General features: G+C 57.3%; 17 protein-coding genes and 1 tRNA gene. 14 read left to right on the forward strand and 4 right to left on the reverse strand.

The window, feature by feature from the left end; all coding sequences use genetic code 11:
- The first annotated feature begins 300 nt into the window (after positions 1–300).
- Entirely contained in the window at positions 301–1,488 is a 1,188-nt protein-coding gene (locus ABD847_RS04635) for a dicarboxylate/amino acid:cation symporter (protein ID WP_345010566.1), read from the forward strand.
- 49 nt (positions 1,489–1,537) lie between these two features.
- On the opposite strand, the gene ABD847_RS04640 is transcribed toward ABD847_RS04635, so the two are convergent.
- Complete coding sequence (locus ABD847_RS04640) at positions 1,538–2,293, reverse strand: substrate-binding periplasmic protein (protein ID WP_345010533.1); 756 nt, start codon at positions 2,291–2,293, stop codon at positions 1,538–1,540.
- Positions 2,294–2,498: 205 nt separating this feature from the next.
- Between ABD847_RS04640 and dauA the strand changes: the two genes are divergently transcribed.
- Together dauA and ABD847_RS04650 are read left to right on the forward strand one after the other, a co-directional pair.
- Complete coding sequence (gene dauA / locus ABD847_RS04645) at positions 2,499–4,229, forward strand: C4-dicarboxylic acid transporter DauA (protein WP_345010535.1); 1,731 nt, start codon at positions 2,499–2,501, stop codon at positions 4,227–4,229.
- A 187-nt stretch (positions 4,230–4,416) separates the two neighbouring features.
- Positions 4,417–4,504 (forward strand) — tRNA-Ser (locus ABD847_RS04650).
- Between the two features lie 338 nt (positions 4,505–4,842).
- Here ABD847_RS04650 and ABD847_RS04655 read toward each other — a convergent pair.
- Positions 4,843–5,730: a LysR family transcriptional regulator gene (locus ABD847_RS04655; protein ID WP_345010537.1), complete on the reverse strand. Its 888-nt coding sequence runs from the start codon at positions 5,728–5,730 to the stop codon at positions 4,843–4,845.
- Between the two features lie 145 nt (positions 5,731–5,875).
- On the opposite strand from ABD847_RS04655, the gene ABD847_RS04660 reads away from it, so the two are divergent.
- Together ABD847_RS04660 and fghA are read left to right on the forward strand one after the other, a co-directional pair.
- On the forward strand, positions 5,876–6,997 hold the full coding sequence (locus ABD847_RS04660; protein ID WP_345010539.1) for an S-(hydroxymethyl)glutathione dehydrogenase/class III alcohol dehydrogenase: 1,122 nt from the start codon (positions 5,876–5,878) through the stop codon (positions 6,995–6,997).
- Positions 6,998–7,040: 43 nt separating this feature from the next.
- Entirely contained in the window at positions 7,041–7,886 is an 846-nt protein-coding gene (gene fghA, locus ABD847_RS04665) for an S-formylglutathione hydrolase (RefSeq protein ID WP_345010542.1), read from the forward strand.
- An 80-nt stretch (positions 7,887–7,966) separates the two neighbouring features.
- Here the strand turns inward: fghA and ABD847_RS04670 are convergent, their stop codons facing one another.
- Positions 7,967–8,836: a dimethylarginine dimethylaminohydrolase family protein gene (locus tag ABD847_RS04670; RefSeq protein WP_345010544.1), complete on the reverse strand. Its 870-nt coding sequence runs from the start codon at positions 8,834–8,836 to the stop codon at positions 7,967–7,969.
- Between the two features lie 205 nt (positions 8,837–9,041).
- On the opposite strand from ABD847_RS04670, the gene ABD847_RS04675 reads away from it, so the two are divergent.
- From ABD847_RS04675 to ABD847_RS04690, 4 genes are all read left to right on the forward strand, one after another.
- The gene (locus ABD847_RS04675; RefSeq protein ID WP_345010546.1) at positions 9,042–9,809 is read left to right on the forward strand and encodes a transporter substrate-binding domain-containing protein; all 768 of its coding nucleotides are present in this window, start codon (positions 9,042–9,044) and stop codon (positions 9,807–9,809) included.
- A gap of 24 nt (positions 9,810–9,833) precedes the next feature.
- Positions 9,834–10,559 carry an ABC transporter permease subunit gene (locus ABD847_RS04680; protein ID WP_345010548.1) on the forward strand — a complete coding sequence of 242 codons (726 nt, stop codon included), beginning with the start codon at positions 9,834–9,836 and terminating at the stop codon, positions 10,557–10,559.
- On the forward strand, positions 10,552–11,325 hold the full coding sequence (locus ABD847_RS04685; protein ID WP_345010549.1) for an ABC transporter permease: 774 nt from the start codon (positions 10,552–10,554) through the stop codon (positions 11,323–11,325). Before ABD847_RS04680 ends, ABD847_RS04685 begins: the two co-directional genes overlap by 8 nt.
- Positions 11,326–11,478: 153 nt before the next feature.
- Positions 11,479–12,090, forward strand: coding sequence for a TetR/AcrR family transcriptional regulator (locus ABD847_RS04690; protein ID WP_345010550.1), 612 nt, complete (start codon positions 11,479–11,481; stop codon positions 12,088–12,090).
- A gap of 583 nt (positions 12,091–12,673) precedes the next feature.
- On the opposite strand, the gene epd is transcribed toward ABD847_RS04690, so the two are convergent.
- Entirely contained in the window at positions 12,674–13,702 is a 1,029-nt protein-coding gene (epd, locus tag ABD847_RS04695; protein ID WP_345010551.1) for an erythrose-4-phosphate dehydrogenase, read from the reverse strand.
- Positions 13,703–13,958: 256 nt separating this feature from the next.
- Here epd and ABD847_RS04700 point away from each other — a divergent pair, with 256 nt between their 5' ends.
- From ABD847_RS04700 to ABD847_RS04720, 5 genes are all read left to right on the forward strand, one after another.
- Positions 13,959–15,053: a hypothetical protein gene (locus tag ABD847_RS04700; protein ID WP_345010552.1), complete on the forward strand. Its 1,095-nt coding sequence runs from the start codon at positions 13,959–13,961 to the stop codon at positions 15,051–15,053.
- Between the two features lie 127 nt (positions 15,054–15,180).
- Entirely contained in the window at positions 15,181–16,584 is a 1,404-nt protein-coding gene (locus tag ABD847_RS04705) for a hypothetical protein (protein WP_345010553.1), read from the forward strand.
- Between the two features lie 447 nt (positions 16,585–17,031).
- Positions 17,032–17,475, forward strand: a complete 444-nt coding sequence (locus ABD847_RS04710; RefSeq protein WP_345010555.1) for a hypothetical protein — start codon at positions 17,032–17,034, stop codon at positions 17,473–17,475.
- Positions 17,476–18,100: 625 nt separating this feature from the next.
- Positions 18,101–19,477 carry a hypothetical protein gene (locus ABD847_RS04715; protein WP_345010557.1) on the forward strand — a complete coding sequence of 459 codons (1,377 nt, stop codon included), beginning with the start codon at positions 18,101–18,103 and terminating at the stop codon, positions 19,475–19,477.
- Between the two features lie 235 nt (positions 19,478–19,712).
- A complete protein-coding gene (locus tag ABD847_RS04720; RefSeq protein ID WP_345010559.1) occupies positions 19,713–19,994 on the forward strand; it encodes a tetratricopeptide repeat protein in 282 nt (93 codons plus the stop codon).
- Positions 19,995–20,137 lie beyond the last annotated feature (143 nt).

A 20,137-nucleotide genomic window follows, 5' to 3' on the forward strand; every position in this document is an offset into this window, starting at 1 on the left:
TATGTTAAATGCATGACGGCCGCTCTCCATTCGCTGCGCCTCTGGCAAGCCGAATGCCACCGGTAATGGCTGGTGCTCTTTTGAATCTAGCGATAGTGAGATATGTGTATGAAATGACATTTTTGCAGTGCCAAAGCGGATAAACGGTTGCCATTGGTGGTGGGATTGTTTAGAAAAGCGGCCTAATTGCCCTATGCCGGCTTGTGAGATTGTTCGGCAAGGATGGAACCGAATTGACTATAAACCAAAAGGACGTATCCCGTGATTAAGAAAAGTCTTGCCAATATCGGCGTTCAAGTGATGATCGCCATGATCATCGGCGCCTTGGTGGGGGCCATGATGGGGGAGCAGGCCGCCATGTTTGCTCCTTTGGGCAGCCTGTTTATTCACCTGATCAAGATGCTGGTGGTACCCCTGGTGGCGGTCGCCATCATCTCAGGCGCCGCCAACCTGGGTCTGAGCCCCTCTGCCGGCAAGCTGGGGGTTACCACCCTGCTGTTCTTCCTGGTGACTTCCGCGCTGGCGGTGATGCTGGCGCTGGCCATGGGGCACCTGTTCCAGCCGGGCGTTGGAGTGGATTTCACCGACTATCAGCATATGTTCACCAACGAATATGCCGACAAGGGTGAACTGCCGGGGGTGGTGGCGACCATTCTGGGCATGATCCCCACCAACGTGTTCCAGTCCCTGAACGAAGCCAACATCCTGCAGATCCTGGTGTTCTGCCTGTTCTTTGGCATCGCCCTGGCCAACCAGCCGCGGGATCGGGTCAAGCCGCTGGTGAACGGTATCAACACTGTCGTGGAAGCCTTCGTGTGGATGATCAACAAGGTGATGTTGATTGCGCCGCTGGGGGTGTTTGGCCTGATGGCCGATGCGGTGGGTACCTTTGGTTTTGGCGTGCTGACCGTGGTGATGAAGCTGTTCTTCGTCTACTTGGCCGCCATCCTGATCTACGGCTTCGTGGTGTATCCGCTCATCATCAAGTTCTTCTCCGAGATGCCGGTGGGCCGCTTCATCTCCGCCATGAAGAAGGCCCAGATCGTGGCCTTCTCAACCGCCTCTTCCATGGCCACCCTGCCGGTGACCATGGAGGTGTGTGAAGAGGAGCTGAAGGTGAGCAATACCACGGCCGCCTTCACCCTGCCGCTGGGGGCCACCATCAACATGACCGGCAACGCCATCTACTACGGTCTGGTGGCCATCTTCTTTGCCCAGGTGTTCAACGTGGATCTGAGCCTGGGGGCCTATGCCGCCATCGTACTGACCGCCACCCTGGGTGCCGTGGGGCAGGCCGGTGTGCCGGGTCCGTCTTTCCTGGTGGTGGCCGTGCTGCTGGCTGCCGGCATTCCCATTGAAGGCCTGCCGCTGCTGTTTGCCCTGGATCGTATCTTCGACATGATACGTACCGCCCTGAACATCACAGGCGACGCCGTCTGTGCCGTGGTGGTGGACAAGTACAGCCCGGATTACACCCGCTTTAACTAACCCAACGAAAACCCTGATTGCCCGCCGTTTGGCGGGCTTTTTTTTTATGCTATTGCTCGACTGGTTTAGGGGGCTGTGGCATCCGCATGGGTGAAGGGGCCAATTTGGCTAGGGCTTGATTGAGGCCATCGCGCAACTGACGACCTTGCTCCGTGTGGCGAAAGCAGACCACCAGCTGTTTGAATTCCAACAACCGGGGGGACATGGTGAGCTGGCTGGCCAAGGGACGCAGTTCCGGGTCATGGCGCAACAGGTAGCTAAACACCAGGGGATCCACCACCGCCAGATCGATACGGCCGGCGGCCAGCTTGCGCAGGTTGTTGCGATCCGAGTTGGCCGCATCGGTATGCAGCAGGCCGGCGCTGGCCAGGGTATCGAAATCCTCGGTGTTGACGTAACCGGCTACCACGCCGATGCGGTAGGGCTGCAGCTGGAGTAGCCGTTGCCAACGGATGAGTGGCTGATCTCGACGCTGGGCCAGCCCCAAGGGGGCGGGCATCAGGGGATCGCTGCAATAGAAGTTCTTCGTCAGTCGCGGCGAAGCATATTCCGGCAGGTAGCCCACATAGGGAGAGTCGGTTTGCACCAGCCGCAAGGCCCGGCGCCAGGGGTAGTAATCGATCTGGGCCTGTTTGCCCAACCGTGCCATGGCCTGGTGGAGCCGCTGGCCGACCAAGCCATCTTGAGGGAGGCGGGCGCCCACATAAGGCGGCCATTCCAAGGAGGCGAAGCGCAGCGACTCGGTTGCCTGGGCCGCCGAGCATAACAAGCCGATACCCACCAGGATAGCGCCAACCCGCCCCAAGCCCTGCTCCTCACCTGTCATCCATGACCAGATAGTAATCAAACTGTTACTGACTTTATCACCCCAAACAGGTCCCTGCCGAACCATAAACTGGCAAACGCCAATTACCCGATAAAATGTGATCCATGTCACACCATATTTCCATATTCGGCGTATGGTGTCGCGGTTCATTTTGTCTCTTGTTCCTGTGCGGAGCTCCTATCTGATGTATTCACAACGACAACGTATCCGGCTGGCCAGTGCCCTGCGGGAGGCTTGCCTATCCGAGTCCTATGGTTTGCAGCGGTTGTTCAAGGATATCTTGGCCGGGTTGACCGTGGGCATCATCGCCATCCCACTGTCCATGGCCCTGGCCATCGCCAGTGGTGTGCCGCCGCAACACGGCCTCTATACCGCCGTGATTGCCGGGGTGGTGATTGCTGCGCTGGGCGGCTCCCGCTTCAGCGTCTCCGGCCCCACGGCGGCGTTTGTGGTGATCCTCTACCCGGTGGCACAACAATTTGGTGTCGCCGGTCTGCTGGTGGCCAGCCTGATGTGTGGCGCCATGCTGGTCATGATGGGCTTGGGCCGCCTGGGTCGGCTGATCGGCTATATCCCCATGCCGGTGACCCTGGGTTTTACCATGGGCATCGGCATCGTCATCGCCACCTTGCAGATCAAGGATTTCTTCGGGCTGACCCTGCTGGAGATGCCGGAACATTATGTCGATAAGGTGCAGGCCCTGTGGCAGGCACTGCCCAGCTGGCAGGGGGGCGATACCCTGGTGGGAGGCGTGACCCTGGCTACCTTGTTGATCTGGCCGCGGCTGCACTTGCCCTTACCGGGGCATTTGCCGGCGGTGCTGTTGGGCTGGGGCGTTGCCTACCTGCTGGCGGGGCAGGGGGTCGAGGTGGCGACCATCGGCAGCCGTTTCAGCTATACCCTGGCGGATGGTACGACCGGTCACGGCATTCCCTCCAGCCTGCCGGCCTTTGCCTTTCCCTGGAACCTGCCGGGGCCCGATGGGCAGCCATTGCACTGGGACTGGTCGCTGTTTCGCGCCTTGCTGCCGGCGGCCTTCTCCATGGCGCTGCTGGGTGCCATTGAATCCCTGCTGTGTGCCGTGGTCCTTGATGGCATGACGGGGCGCAAACACCACTCCAACACAGAGCTCATCGGCCAGGGGATCGGCAACCTGTTGGCGCCATTCTTCGGCGGCATCACGGCCACCGCCGCCATTGCCCGCTCCGCCGCCAATGTGCGGGCCGGCGCCAGCTCGCCGGTGGCGGCCATGGTGCATGGCCTGGTGGTGCTGCTGGCGTTGCTGGCCCTGGCCTCACAGCTCTCCGCCCTGCCGTTGGCGGCCATGTCGGCCCTGCTGTTGATGGTGGCCTGGAACATGAGTGAGGCCCACAAGGTTTGGGGCCTTATTCGCAAGGCGCCCTTCAACGACATCGCCATCATGCTGATCTGCATCAGCCTGACGGTGCTGTTTGACATGGTGGTGGCCATCACCTTTGGCATAGTACTGGCCTCCTTGCTGTTTATGCGTGACATCGCCAAGATGACCCGATTGGTGGATCTCTCGCTGGATCGCCGCCATAGCCACCGCATCCCCGAGGGTTGGCAGGCCTACAAGATCTCGGGCCCGCTGTTCTTTGCCGCCGCCGACCGGCTGTTTGCCGAGCTGCAAGGCCGGGCCCAGGGGCTGCAAGGGGTGGTGCTGCAATGGGATGGGGTCTCCATCCTGGATGCCGGCGGCTTCAACGCCTTCGAGGCCTGCTGTCGTCAGTTGCGTCAGGATGGGGTGCGGCTGCTGATCGCCGAGGTGCCGTTTCAGCCTTTGAAGACACTGGCGCGGGCCAAGTTCAGCGCCGAACCCGGCTGGCTGGAGTTTGTCCCCACTCTGGAGGAGGCCTGGGACCGGCTCGACGGACCAAGGAGCGCGGTGGCCTGAGTCCGACGCGACGCGGGTGTTGAGACAGGGCTGGAGAAATAATCGGCAGTCGACAGCGGCAAGGGAAAAAGCCCTTGACCTCCCCAGCCCTTTTTCTTACATTACCGCCCGTCCAATCGGCCAGGCCGTGCGACATCAGCGTCATACGCAAGGTGAGATCTCACGCCTTAAACAAGAGATCAAAAACGGTGAGGTGTCCGAGTGGCTGAAGGAGCACGCCTGGAAAGTGTGTATACGGCAACGTATCGAGGGTTCGAATCCCTCCCTCACCGCCATCTTCTAAAGAGAGCTGCAGTATTGCGGCTTTTTTTGTATCTGAATTTTGTGTACGGGTTCGTGGGATGAGAACTAGCGTGGGGTTCGAGCCGCGCGTAGCGAGACAAGGTCGCGGCGCGACGGCCCCGCAGGGCGCGCATTAGCGCAGGCTCCCTCACTCAGCGCCGTATACCTCTCTCAACTACCGGATAAGCAGATCCGGTTCGGTGCCCGGCAAGCGTACTGTGTCGGACTGCCGCAGGCGGCCTGAAGGCGGGCGCCAGGCAGGTGCCGCTCAAACCCGATCGCGTCTGTCGCATCTCTTATTGATGTCGAGTTTAGCGATATCGAACCGGCGTTAGCGGGTGGCTGCACGCCCTTCCAGAGCGGCGGCTAAATGATCCAGCAGCATGCGTACCTTGGGGGAGAGGTGACGGTTGTGGGGATAGAGGGCCCAGACGCCCTCCTCGTCGGGCTGATACTGGGGTAGCAGGGCCAGCAGACTGCCGTCTTGCAGCAGATCCTGTACGTAGTAATCCGGCAGTTGCACCAGCCCCAACCCCTTGAGGGCGGCATCCACCAGCACCTGACCGCTGTTGCAGCGCAGATTGCCGTGCACCCGCACGTTGCGGGACTGGCCACCCTCTTGAAAGCGCCAGTAATCCAGGGTGCCCAGCAGGCAGTTGTGGCGCTCCAGCTCCCCCAGGCTGTGGGGGGCGCCGTGGCGGGCGAGGTAGGCGGGACTGGCACACAAAAACAGCCGGCGGCTGGCCAGCCGGCGGGCCATCATGGTCGAGTCGGTGAGCCGGCCCAGGCGAATGGCCAGATCATAGCCCTGCTGCACCAGATCCAGGGTCTGGTTGGTGAGCTCCAGCCGCACCTCCAGCTCGGGGTAGCGGGCGACGAAGTCGTTGATCAGCGGTGCCAGGGTGCGTTCGCCATAGGTGACCGGCGCCGTCATCAGCAGCCGGCCCATGGGGCGCTGCTGCAGGTTGGTCACCAGCCGTTCGGCGGCCTCCAGGCCATCGAGCACAGGGCGGCACTGCTGGTAATAGAGCTGGCCGGCCTCGGTGAGGGCCACCTTGCGGGTGGTGCGGTTGATGAGCCGCACCGCCAGTCGCTCCTCCAAGGCACTCACCTGGCGGCTGACCTGGGCGGTGGAGACGCCGAGCCGCCGTCCCGCGGCGGTGAAGCTCTGGCACTCCACCACGGCGACAAATTCACAGACCCCATCCCACTGCACCATTGGCTCACTCCTCCTGCTGACCGGCAGATTATTACCATCTGGCAAAAGTCATTTGCAAGTTGCCTGGATTATTTCAGTTTTAACCGGCTCCTATAATGAGGCACCGCCGGCCCTCTGCGCCGGCCATTCCCCTGAGGAGTCTTCCATGAGTGATGTGATCAAATGCCGGGCGGCCATCGCCTGGGGCCCGGGCCAGCCGCTGCGTATCGAAGAGGTGGACGTGCTGCCGCCCAAGGCCGGTGAGGTGCGGGTGCGCATCGTGGCCAGCGGCGTCTGCCATACCGATGCCTTCACCCTCTCCGGTGACGATCCCGAAGGGGTCTTCCCCTGCATCCTGGGCCACGAGGGCGGCGGCATCGTCGAGTCGGTGGGCGAGGGCGTCACCAGCGTGCAGGTGGGGGATCATGTGATCCCGCTCTATACCCCAGAGTGTGGCGAGTGCAAGTTCTGCAAGTCTGGCAAGACCAACCTGTGCCAGAAGATCCGCGAGACCCAGGGCAAGGGGCTGATGCCGGACGGCACCACCCGCTTCTTCAAGGATGGCCAGCCCATCTATCACTACATGGGCTGCTCCACCTTCGCCGAATACACGGTACTGCCGGAGATTTCCCTGGCCAAGGTCAACCCCAGCGCGCCGCTGGAAGAGGTCTGCCTGCTGGGTTGTGGGGTCACCACCGGCATGGGCGCCGTGGTGAACACCGCCAAGGTGGAAGCCGGCGCCAGCGTGGCCATCTTCGGCCTGGGGGGCATAGGTCTGTCGGCCATCATAGGGGCCACCATGGCCAAGGCCGGCCGCATCATCGCCATCGACATCAACGAGAGCAAGTTCGAGCTGGCCCGCAAGCTGGGTGCCACCGACTGCATCAACCCCAATGACTATGACAAGCCGATCCAGCAGGTCATCGTCGAGCTGACCGACGGCGGCGTGGATTACTCCTTCGAGTGCATCGGCAACGTCAACGTCATGCGCTCCGCCCTGGAGTGCTGCCACAAGGGGTGGGGCGAGTCGGTGATCATCGGGGTGGCCGGCGCCGGCCAGGAGATCGCCACCCGGCCGTTCCAACTGGTGACCGGGCGCGTCTGGCGCGGCTCCGCCTTCGGCGGCGTCAAGGGCCGCTCCGAGCTGCCCGGCATAGTCGAGCGCTATCTGGCCGGCGAGTTCAAGCTGGATGATTTCATCACTCACACCATGGGGCTGAGCGAGATCAACGAGGCCTTCGAGCTGATGCACGCCGGCAAGAGCATCCGCAGCGTCATTCACTTCTAAGTACCAGGGCGCGGGCCAGGCCCGCGTCGTCAAGGAGAGCTCCATGACGCTTGAAAACATCAGCTGCAACAAGAGCTTCGGCGGTTGGCACAAGCAGTACCGCCACGACTCCAGCACCCTGGGTTGCACCATGCGCTTTGCCATCTTCCTGCCGCCCCAGGCCAGCGAGCAGCAGCCGGTGCCCGTGCTTTACTGGCTGTCAGGCCTCACCTGCACGGATGAAAACTTCATGCAGAAGGCCGGTGCCCAGCGGCTGGCCGCCGAGCTGGGCATGGCCATAGTGGCGCCGGATACCAGCCCCCGCGGGGAGGATGTCGCCGATGATGCCGCCTACGATCTGGGCCAGGGGGCGGGGTTCTACCTCAACGCCACCCAGGCGCCCTGGGCGCGGCACTACCGCATGTATGACTATGTGGTGCAGGAGCTGCCGGCCCTGATCGAGGCACACTTTCCGGTGAGCCAGCGCCGGGCCCTGGCGGGGCACTCCATGGGGGGGCACGGCGCCCTGACCATAGGCCTCCGGGAGGCGGCGCGCTATTGCAGCCTGTCGGCCTTTAGCCCCATCAGCCACCCGGTGGCCTGTCCCTGGGGGAAGAAGGCTTTCACCGCCTACCTGGGGGAGGCGCCGCAACACTGGCGAGAGCACGATGCCAGCCTGCTGATGCGCGAGGCCAGCCAGGGGCTGCCGACCCTGGTGGATCAGGGGCTGGACGACAGCTTCCTGACCGAGCAGCTGATGCCCGAACAGCTGGAGCTGGCGGCTCAGCACAGCGGTTATCCCCTGACCCTGCGTCGCCATGCCGGCTACGATCACAGCTACTACTTCATCGCCAGCTTTATCGAGGATCATCTGCGCTTTCATGCCCGCCATCTGGGGTTGACCGGCTAGGTTTTACTCCACCTCCATCAATAAAAAGGCACGCCAAGCGTGCCTTTTTCATCTGCGGCGCGAACCCTGTTCCCGGCGGCTTAGCGCACCAGGGGGTTGGTCAGGCAGGTGGGGCCGCCCTCACAGGCCATGCACAGGGCATCGCCGGCAAACACGCTCACCCGGGTGCCGCTGGCCTCCATCGCTGCCCGGGTCTTGGGGAAGCCGTCGATCATGATGCAGTGATCGGGGCTGGTGGGCAGCACATTGAGATTGAGGCCGAAGGAGGCGGTGAACTCGTCTTCCGGCGCCACCACCATCTGGATGCCGACATCCTTGAGCAGTTGCCACAGGGCCGCAGGAATGAGCGGCGGGTGCACCAGGTACTTAGTCTCGGTGAGGGGGGAGATCACCGACATCAGGTGCAGGCAGGCCGCCTCGCCGCCCCAGTAGGGCATGTCAAAGCCCAGCACCTCGATGCCATGGGGATTGAGCAGGGCGTTGAGCTGTCGGACCCCCTCGCGGTTGGAGCGAAAACCCAGGCCCACCAGCAGGGTATGTTCGTCCAGCCAGATGGTGTCGCCCCCCTCGACCTTGGCTTCGCCTTCCAGCTGGCCCAGCACCGGGATGCCCTGGGCCTCGAAGAAGCGGCGGTGCAAGGCGGGCTCGGCGGTGCGCAGGGGCTTGCCCATCCGCAGCGGGATGGCGCCAAAGCGGGTGATGAGGGAGGCGTCGCGGGTGAACATGGCATCGGCCAGGCCGTCGTTGTCATCGGGCAGCCAGTGGATCTGGGCACCGGAGGCCTCGATCAGGCTGGCGAAGGCGTCGTACTGCGCCAGGGCCTGCTGGGCATCGAACAGGCTGTTGTAGTGCCACTTGTCGGGATCGGCGGCCAGCAGGCTGGGGCCGGGGCGGCGCATCAGCACCTGGGTCATCGTATTTGCCATGCTCTGGCAGCCGTATTGGTTCATGGGTTCCTCCTGATCCTGCACTGGTCAAAAACTCATTGACATACACGTTATACGGACGCATAAAGTTATGCAACTGTATAAATCAGTGCGTCGGTAAATGGCAAAACAGGCAGCAGCCAGGCCCACCAGGCTTGCATGCAGCAGGTTTTTGCCGAGGATTAACCACTTGCGACCCTAGGGTCATTCACGCTCAAGGAAGAAACTCATGAACCGCAAACAGCTCGTACTCGTTACCGGATTGTCCCTGGCTTCCCTGTCCGCTCTGGCCCAGCCCCTGCGCATCGGTGTCGCTACCGAACCCTATCCGCCCTTCGCCGTGGCGGACGCCGCCGGCCACTATTCCGGTTGGGAGATCGACATCACCAAGGCGGTCTGTGCCCAGGCCAAGCTGGATTGCCAGTTCGTGGCGGTGGCCTGGGACGGCATCATTCCCTCCCTGCTGGCGGACAAGATCGATGTCATCGCCGCCTCCTTGTCCATCACGGATGAGCGCAGCCAGGTGATCGACTTCTCCGACAAGTACTACCAGACCGGCGCCATGCTGGCGGTGGCCGCCGGCAGCGACATCAAGCCGACCCCGGCCGGGGTGGCGGGGCGCAAGATCGGCGTACAGTCCGGCTCCATCCACCAGGCCTATGCCCTGCAGTATTTCAAGGACGCCACCATCCAGGAGTATCAGACCCAGGATGAGGCAGATCAGGATCTGTTTGCCGGCCGCATCGACGGCACCCTGGCGGACGCCCTGGTGCTGGAGACCTTCCTGAAGAGCGACGAGGGCAAGGGCTGCTGCAGCGATGCCGGCCTGGTGGCCCAGGACGATGCCCTGCTGGGCAAGGGGATCGGCTTTGGCTTGCGCAAGGGCAACGATGCCTTGAAGAGCAGCCTGAACCAGGCGATCCAGGCTATCCGTGCCGATGGCACCTATGACAAGATCACCGCCCAGTACTTCAACTTCAACATCTACGGCGAATAAGCCGGGGCCGGACAGGAGACCCGCGTGACCAACTATCAGACCATGAGCCTGGGCCAGCTGCTGGCCCTCGCCCCGCCAGGCTGGGGCGGCACCCTGCTCAGCGGCCTGGGGGTCTCCTTGCTGGTGGCGGGCCTGGGCTACCTGCTGGGCCTGCTGATTGGCTTGGGGGGCGCCCAGTTGCGCCGCAGCCGCAGCCTGCTGGGCCAGGATCTGGTGACCCTCTACACCACGCTGGTGCGGGCGGTGCCTGAGCTCGTGCTGATCCTGCTGGTCTATTTTGCGCTGCCCCAGGCGCTGAACAGCCTGCTGGGCTGGCTGGGGCTGGGCAAGCTGGCCATCAACGGCCTGGTAGCGGGGGTGCTGGTCATCGCCTTCGTCCAGGGCGCCTACGCCACCGAGGTGATCCGCGGCGCCATGAATGCGGTGCCCCTGGGGCAGCTGGAGGCGGCCCACAGCTTTGGCATGCGGCCCTGGCAGGTGTTTCGTCGCATCCTGCTGCCGGCCATGCTGCCCGGCGCCTTGCCGGGGCTCTCCAACCTCTGGCTCATCGCCACCAAGGACACGGCGCTGCTGGCGGTGGTGGGCTTTGCCGAGCTGACCCTGGCGGCCCGCCAGGCCGCTGGCGCCACCAAGCATTACTTCCTGTTTCTGATGGCCGCGGGTGTCCTCTACCTGCTGGTCTCCTTGCTGTCCAACTGGCTGTTCAAGTGGCTGGAGCAGCGGCTGCTGCCGGGGAGGGCCCATGCTTGACTCCCTGCTGAGCCGGCCCCACCGCCTGTTGCTGCTGGGCATCGGCGTGGCGTTACTGCTGGCCATGGTGTTTGGCCTGCAGTGGGCCTGGCTGCTGCGCTATTGGCCGGCGATCCTCGCAGGTCTCGGCCATACCCTGCTGCTGCTCATCGGCAGCGTGCTACTGGGCTTTGTGCTGTGCATTCCCCTGGCGCTCATGCAGGTCCAGGGGCCGGCACCGCTGGCCTGGCTGGCCCACAGCTTCTGCACCCTGATCCGCGGCACGCCCATCCTGTTGCAGCTGTGGCTGCTCTATTACGGGGTGGGTTCGCTGTTTCCCTATCTTCCCGGCATACGGCAAAGCTGGCTGTGGCCCTATCTCACCCAGGTGTGGCCCTATGCCCTGGTGGCGTTGACATTGTCGTTCGCCGGTTACGAGGGGGAAGTGATGCGCGGCGCCCTGAAGGGGGTGCCTCGCGGCCAGCTGGAGGCGGCCCGCGCCATGGGCATGACTCCCTTCACCCTGCTGCGGCGCATCTGGCTGCCCTGCGCCATCCAGCGGGTGCTGCCGACCCTGAATGGCGAGCTGATCCTGCAGCTCAAGGCCACACCGCTGGCCGCCACCATCGCCTTTATCGATGTCTATGCGGTGTTCGGCCGCATCCGCCAGGAGACCTTCATCGTCTACGAGCCCCTGCTGCTGCTGGCGGCCGTGTACCTGGTGATCGCCGGGCTCATCACCCTGGGCTTTCGTCACCTGGCCGGGCGCTATCCGGTGGGGGAATAGGGCGGGGCCGATCCGGCTGGCTGATCCGACCGGCGAGACATGCTAGGATCGCCGGCCAAAGAATACTCACTCGAAACCGGTTGACCGGGCGAGTCGGCGAATTGAACCATGCGAAGCACCATGAACGAGAAACACAGAACCCCACGCAAAGCGATGTCCGAGAGTCGCAAGGCTGAGCTTATCGAGGCCACCCTGCGGCTCATCGCCCGGGACGGCGTCAAGGCTGCTACCGTGCGCTCCATCGCCGACGAGGCCAACGTCACCCAGGGGCTGATCCGCTATTACTTCCGCAGCAAGGAGGAGCTGATCATTGCCGCCTATGAGAAGCACATGACGGATCTCATCGACGTGGCGGCCCAGGCGGCGGAGGGCGAGTTCGCCTCGGCGGGCAGCCGGCTGGCGCGCTTCGTGGAGGCCTCGGTGCGACCGCCCATCATAGCCCCCCAGGTCATCGCCCTGTGGGCCGGCTTCTTTCAGATGCTGTTTCACCACGACGCCATGCGCGAGAGTCACCGCAAGACCTATAACCTGCTGCGGCGGCACATCAAGGCGCTGATCGCCGATCTGTTTGCCGAGCAGGGGCGGGCGGTGGACGAGCAGCAGCTCAGGGAGCTTTCCATCGCCTGTAACGCCATCCTGGATGGCCTGTGGATCGAGGGCGGTGCCCTGCCGGAGGAGTTTGCCGGCGATGAGCTGGTGCGGGTGGCACTCCATGGCTTCGGCGCCCTGCTGCAGACCGATCTGGCGGCCTGCCTGGCGGGTTGAGTCGTCCCGCCGGCTAGCTTGAACAAGCCCGCTGCTGCGGGCTTTTTTGTCATCCATAAACCACCTCCTATGGAGGTGATGATCATTCCGTCGGGGCTATGTCCGTAGCGCGCCCATGCTCGGGCGTCTGCATCACTATAGGCATGTTGAATAAACCATCTGGTGCTGGCGTGTCATCATGCTGCCTAAGGGGTTGTTATCCCTTGTCGCTGGCCGAGGCGAGCGGGCCGGCCGGGCGCGAGGCAGGGAAGCCGAGCGAGTTATCGCCGTGTTGGGAACAAGTCGATAACGACCGAGAAGCCGGCTCGATGGACGAGGGAACCCGCAGGGCCGGCGAGTAGGGATTGCTGGGGATTGCCAAGGGGGACAGCAAGGTCCCCCTTGGCCCGCCACCGCCAAGCAGGGGGTAGAAAGAGCGCAATAGTGGAGCAAGGCGGCACGGACAAAAATCAGCATCAAACAACGAGGTTCATTTGATGCCTAAGGTTTAATGAACCTACGCCTGAGTGAGACAGCACCCTTCCTGAGGGGCAATCAAAGCCACCTGCTATGCAGGTGGCTTTTTACTTGCTGGCGAGGGTGCCTAGCGGGCGGCTTGCATGGCGGCGGCGGTGTCCAGCATGCGGTTGGCGAAGCCCCATTCGTTGTCACACCACACCAGCACCTTCACCAGGTGGCCGTCGCTGACCCGGGTCTGGCTGCTGTCGATGATGCTGCTGTGGGGATCGTGGTTGAAGTCCACCGACACCAGGGGCGCCTCCACATAATCCAGGATCCCCGCCAGCGGGCCCAGGGCGGCGGCCTGCAGCGCCTGATTGATGGCCGCCACGGTCACAGGTTCACGGACGGTGACGCTCAGGTCCATGGCGGTGACGTTGATGGTGGGCACCCGCACGGCGATGGCCTCGAACTTGCCGGCAAACTTGGGCAGTATCCGCTCCAGCCCCTTGGCCAGCCGGGTGTTCACCGGGATGATGGACTGGCTGGCGGCGCGGGTCAGGCGCAGATCCGGGCAGTAGGCGTCGATCACCTGCTGGTCGTTCATCGCCGAGTGGATGGTGGTGATGGTGCCACACTGCACGCCAAAGTGGCGATCCAGTTCGTCGATCACCGGCACTATGCAGTTGGTGGTGCAGGAGCCGTTGGAGACTATCCTGTGCTGCGCCCGCAGATCGGCCTGGTTGATGCCATAGATGACGGTGGCGTCCAGGTCGGCGTCCGCCGGGTGGGAGAAGAGCACCTTGCCTGCCCCGGCAGCCAGATGCAGTTCGGCGTCCTGCCGGCTGTGCAGCTTGCCGGTACACTCCAGCACCACATCCACCGCCAAGTCGCCCCAGGGCAGCTTGGCAGGATCCATTTCATGGAACAGGGCCATGCTCTGATCGCCGACCCGCAGGCGTGGTTTTCCATCCTCGCCGGAGTGCAGGCTCACTGGCCAGCGGAAACGGCCGTGGCTGGAGTCGTATTGCAGCAGGTGGGCTATGCCTTCTGGGGCGGCAGGTTCATTGATGGCGACGATCTGGATATCCTGGCGGCCGCTTTCAAACAGGGCCCGCAGCACGCTGCGGCCAATACGGCCAAACCCGTTGATGGCAATGCGAATGGGGGACATACAACTTCCCTAAAAACAGCCAGTGTAATTCATAAGTTGGGCATTGTAACCGTGGGCGGTTTAACATCACCGTCAGTGCGTTTAGGCAAAGCACCCGGCAGAAGGCGCTACCGCCGCTGGTCAGATGGGAGATAGCTCACCATTCCAAACGGCAGCGTGAGATTGCCGATAGCCCCAGTCCCGCCGATGGGTAGAATGTCTAAATTAGCCTCAGGTGAGTCGATGATGTCAGGGCCAGGGTGACAAGGCGGGCTCGGTGGCCGGCCATTATGCCAGCGCACACATGGCGGGGGACATCGCGGGGGATGAGTCGGACGTTAACCGCCTGCTGCTGCGCGATATGGCCAGCAATTTCGCCGGCGGCTGGGCTGAGAACAGTGCCCGCCAGTGGTTAGGCGTAGGCGGCAAGCGCGAATGGAGCAATATCGCCATCGATGCCTTTGGCAATGCGCTGGGCAACAGCATTGTGGGCAGTTATCAAAAAGAGGCTGGCGAGAATATGACCGCCGCCTTGCGGGAGAGAACCTTGGCCACAGACCAAGAGAAGATCCAGGCACACTATGCGGCGTTGGGACAAGAATTACGCAGAAGTCGTGAGATACAGGCGCAGTTGGCAAGCGCGGCACCCAGTGCTGGAATATCACCGCAAGCTACTCAAACGCAGGCTGCCAAAGTGCAACCAAGCCGAGTCATGACGAAGCAGAAAATTCAAAATGCAACAGGTGATAACCCAAGCTTGATTGGGGTTTGTACGGCGGAAGAAACGCTCAGTTTGACTAATGGCTTTAAGTTGACAGGTGATGGTTTTGCTTCTCTATTTAATATCCGTGACAGCAATCTGAAGGCGTTGCCGGGCGAGGTTACATTGCTGGATGGAGTGATGCCATTGAAGTTTATGACAGCGAAAATGGGTTGCTTCCCTACATCTCACGCATTGGGCGGGGCTGTTTCCGCAAGAGGTGTTTTAAGTGAGTTTATACGTGACATCCCATGGCTAGATTCTGATGAGCTGAAACAGAATATTTCAGAAGGGGTTTATGGAGAGAAGCTAATCGGCCTATCAAAGAATGGTAAATATGATTTAGGTGATCCAGATTCAATATCATTCGGTGATGGTGTGGAGTTCTCAGAAGGTTACATAAATGTTCAGTATTGGCGAGGCGGAGGGAAGGAAAGTAATCAATATCACTTCACATCGAGGGTTATCCATCCTGTTACGCATGAACTTGTTTACGAAACGACAGATGGACAAGCAACCACACTAAACTTTCACACATTTGAACAGCTCAAAAAACATCTTGGTATGACGCGAAGCCAAAGAGCGGAAGCAGTAAAAAAGATGGATATCTAGATATGACAATCAACTCTCACATAACAGACTTAACTAAACTCTCTAGTGAAGCATTGTCGTCAGGGCCAGTCTATAAATTTGAGTTTGCTTATGGCTATAAAAATGACAATCCATGGGGAGGACAAAGGTGAAGGTTTTATTGCTAGTTGTGATTTTGTTGTTTTGCCATGGCATATCATGCTCGGAATTAGTGTATCCAAGATCAATAGATGTAGTTTTTGTCGGAGGGGTAACCTGTGAGGGATATAAAGGCATTGTATACTCACCTGAACAGTTTATTGCACACCTAAAAGAGAGAAAACTTATCTGGTGGCTGATCAAAAGCAGAAGAGGGCTTCATTTTTGCGACAAGAAGTCAAAAGAGCTTGTGTATTCCGCCTTGAATCATGTTGACGGTGAGCTGTTCCAGTGGTTTAAATCCTCATCAGCCTTTTTATGGAATGAAGTGAATATTAATAGCGGTAACCCCGAGTACGAGAATTATACATATGGAGTTGACTTCAAACACAACGTTGAATTTGGAAAACTACTTGAAAAATGTGGTAGAAACAGCCGTGGGGCCTTGGCGTGCTATGAGTCTGGCAAAGTCACGGCATTCAATGGTGATTTAGAACAGTCAGCGTATAAGAGTGATGTGGCATTCATTGAATCAATTTTCATGAGTAAAGGTGAGCGTGTAATAACTCCAGGATATGGGCGATACTACCTTTCACTATATAGCAGGCAACACCCTGAAATCATAAGGCTTACAGAAGCGGCATTTAGAGGGAAGATTAAATCCGGTTCTATTTTTCCACCATCCGAAGAACGGTTTATTGGTCTTACTGACTTAAATTGGCGATCAATGGTTGGACTCAAAAGTAAGGATCTGGCTTTCTCATACTATCTTGAACTATTCAAGTTTGCCAAACGTGAACGATTGCATCCTTCCAGTTCGGACTACCGCGGAATTGATTTGATTTTTAGTGAGTTTTCTAAACGGGAGCGAGAAAGTTTAATAGATGAAATACATATTTCCAATGATGTCATTAACTACGAAAATGGTTTTTCATGTGGCAAAGAAATAAAACATTCCAAACCTAAGGGAATTGATGTTGACTTATTGTTGTGGGCAACAAGAGAGAAACTAATACTAGATAATCAAAACACAATGGAGCTTGATAAAAAATTCCTACTAGAAGCCTTGCAATGTCCGGCAAAAGAGATACCGCCTATGACGTTTGGTGCTATCATCAATGACTTGCCTACTTATGCAGGTGATTATATTGTTAGTGGGCATAAGGATTGGATTGAATTAGTAGTTAAGGTGATAGCGCTGTCTAATCATCACGATTATATCAGTGGCCTGAAGGTTAATTATAGCATGAGAGGCCAATGTTATTCTAAAGTGCTGCATGAATTATACTTTAATAATGAAGCTGGTCGTAAAATATTCTCCTTGCTTGAGCCAGGAATAAAGGCGAGTATTAAATCGATTCCAGAGGATAAACTATTTTGTAGGGGCAAAATACATACCATATTTGCACTGTGATATTTCATGTGTGTCATTAATGGCACGTGGATTAAGCTGAGCTGGTAAAGCCAAAACGTCGCCGCGGGGCGGCCCACCGCATGGGCTAACGATAGCCATTGCGAATATGCAAATAGTTTAGGCGGAGCCTTTGCCACATCATGGGCCTATGGGGGCAACTGAGATAGCCTTGGGCGGTTTAACATGACCGTCAGTGCGTTTAGGCAAAGCACCCGGCAGAAGGCGCTACCGCCGCTGGTCAGATGGGAGATAGCTCACCATTCCAAACGGCAGCGTGAGATTGCCGATAGCCCCAGTCCCGCCAATGGGTAGAATGTCTACAGTTTAGCCTCATGTGAGTCGATGTTGTCAGGGCTAGGGTGACAAGGCTGGCTCGGTGGCAGGCCATTACGCCGGCGCACACATGGCGGGGGGCAGTCGGACGCTAACTGCCTGCTGCTGCGCGATATGGCCAGCAATTTCGCCGGTGGCTGGGCCGAGAACAGTGCCCGCCAGTGGTTCGGCGTAGGCGGCAAGCGCGAATGGAGCAATATCGCCATCGATGCCTTTGGCAATGCGCTGGGCAACAGCATTGCTGGCAGTTATCAAAAAGAGGCCGGCGAGAATATGACCGCCGCCTTGCGGGAGAGAACCTTGGCCACCGACCAAGAGAAGATCCAGGCACACTATGCGGCGTTGGGACAAGAATTACGCAGAAGTCGTGAGATACAGGCGCAGTTGGCAAGCGCGGCACCCAGTGCTGGTGCAACCCAGCGGTTTGATGCCGAATACAGGAAAAGAGTGATTGAACAATCAATGTTAAGTGGTAACTGGATGTCATCTGAAGGTGGTAGCTGGGGAGCTCGGCTCAGAGCAGAATTGGAAAAGAATGTTTTTCATTACAACCGGTAGCCTTTGACGTTAGTAGTGATATGACGAATTCTAGTGAGTTGTTGTTAGAAGTTCCTTCTGATTCGTGGATGAATGACACTAGTAAGTTTTGCTTGGAAACTGCAAACAGGGATGATAAAGCTCTATACGGTATAATGGCTCAGCCAACTAATGTGAAAGCCTTTATTAGTGCTCTACAAGCGTATGATAATAAATATAAAAATGGCTGAATTGCAATATACAGTGAGGATGGTTTTTATACAATCGATAGCAACCCAAATGAATACGACCCAGGCAAGGGATTTGGCAAGGATAAAATAAGCATTCAATACTGGGCTTCGGGTAGTGGGGAAAACGTTGAATATCACTTCACGTCAACAATGATTTTGAATGATGGACGCCGAGTCTTTGTTACTAAAGATGGTTCATCGAAAGCCATAATTTTCGATGACTTCGAAAAAATGAACAATTATTTAGGGGCGAGCTTTGAAGGAAGGGTTAAAATGGCAGAGTATAATGATTGCGTGAATATGGAAGTAAACAAGCACTTGAAAAGTCGCCAAGAACTATCGGATGATATCATGAAATATAGGAAGCCCAGTTACAAATTCCAGTTTGCGTACGGCTATAAGCCCGGAGGAGCTATATGACTGGAAGAGTGATTGTAGTGATTTTTTTGGTTTTCACTGTAAGTGCTTTTGCTGGTGAAATAACAATGGATGGCTTGATTCTAATTGGTCAAAATGATTCTTGTGGTGATTTTTTACATTACAATCACACATTTGAAACCACGGAGAGCATAGTTAAGAAAATAGATGAAAATAAAAGTCTCTGGGAGATTTTTCATTATAACAAAAGATTGCTGTTTTGTGACAAAAAAACAAGGGAGACTATTGAACAGTTTATTGCAACATTATCTACTAGAAGGCGAGGTAGGTTTGAATATCTTTTGAGTGGTGCACTAAATGTGTATGAGCTAGACGAAAGCGAAACTTGCAAAAAACTTGGGCGATGTAATCTCGCAAATGAATATATTCATAATGCTACTCTCGGTAGGGTGGTTGAAGAATGTACTAAACTAAGTGAAGATTGCTTGAGAACTAGGCTGGCATATTATGGTCTTCCTGAGGGAAGAGTAAAAAGTTTAGCAAAAATGATATCGCAATGGGATGAGGCTCCTGATGTGATTACCTTGGCCAGTATGGGTGTAGACCGTTTTTCTGCTGTACATCCAGCGGTAATGAAATTTTTTGAAAGAAAAATTAAGAAAGATAGCATTGAGAACGGACTTTTTTTATCTTCAAGAAAAAATTTGCAAACGCTTGATGCGGCCTGGATGATAACTCTAAAGTTTTCTGATTTGGAAATGGCAGCAATCAACATCAACTACGCATTTGAGTACTCGACGAAGCATAAAACAAAAGTGTATGTAACCGATTATGCTAATCTTGCTGAAGTAATGAATTCAGTAAGTGAAAATAGTAAAAATAAGTTAACTTCGGTTATATTGTCATGGGCTAGAAGTCAAGCTTATAGCTTGAAGGCTTGGGAGTCTTCACTCTGCATAGCGCAAGGCAGGAGTAAAATAAATTCTTATGCTGCCTGGTTGCTAGTAAAGAGAGAAATGCTGGATAAAGACGAAAGATTAGAGTTCGATTTTTATGTTTTGAATAAACTATCTGGTTGTCCGGGAGACAGTGGTTCATGGCTGGATATGGGGCATACATATCTTAGTGAAGTTATCATGAGAGATATATCAAAAATGATCACGCCAGAGCAGTTGCTGAATGACAAAGCTATGCTTAAAAACCTTGCACTTTTGCTTTTTTCAAATGTGCATGAGATGTACCCTGTTAAATTAGATGGAAATGGATGTGTTTCGAAATTTTTAAGTGACATTCATTACTTAAATCCGCAGGGGGGGACAATAGTTAAGTTGATCATGGCAAAGTACGATGAATTAGCCAAGAGGAAAGAGAAACCGTCTTTTTTAAAATGCGAAGGCACATTCGGTTTTCTATAGAATAACGCAAGGCGTAGCGTGCAATAGCATAGCGATGTTATACCGACTCAGTAAACTATGTGCTATCAACACGTAGGTTTTGCTGAGCTTGCGAAGCCCAATGTACGTCGCAGAATATAACAGCCATCGCCTAAACCTGAGAGCCTGCTCCCAGCTTAAGGGCGATAATCGAGCAGGCGGCCGCGTGACGCTGGCCGAATGGCCACCGCAGTGTAAGCTAGGTTTTTTTTAAGAGGTGACCCTGTCTGACACCCACTTTACCGATAATGAACTATTCCATCTGGCCATCGCCGCTGCCCGGCAGCAGCAGCATGAAGACACCCAGCGCCATCTTAAAACCCTGCTGGCCCGCAACCCGGAACACGCCGAGGCTCACTACCTGCTGGGCACCGCCTATGTCAGCCTGGGCATGATGCCGAGGCGGTCGTCAGTGAGTTTCAGCTATAAAGCACCAGTCAAAAGCACCACCATCGGTTGTCAGATGGGAGATAGCTCACCATTCCAAACGGCAGCGTGAGATTGCCGATAGCCCCAGTCCCGCCAATGGGTAGAATGTCTACAGTTTAGCCTCATGTGAGTCGATGTTGTTGAATCGCCACCAGTGATTTAGACACTTCCCAGCCGTTCCCGATAGCGGGATTCAAACTCTACTGGACTCAA

Origin of the sequence: Pseudaeromonas paramecii (assembly GCF_039540575.1) — a bacterium.
GTDB lineage: Bacteria > Pseudomonadota > Gammaproteobacteria > Enterobacterales > Aeromonadaceae > Pseudaeromonas > Pseudaeromonas paramecii.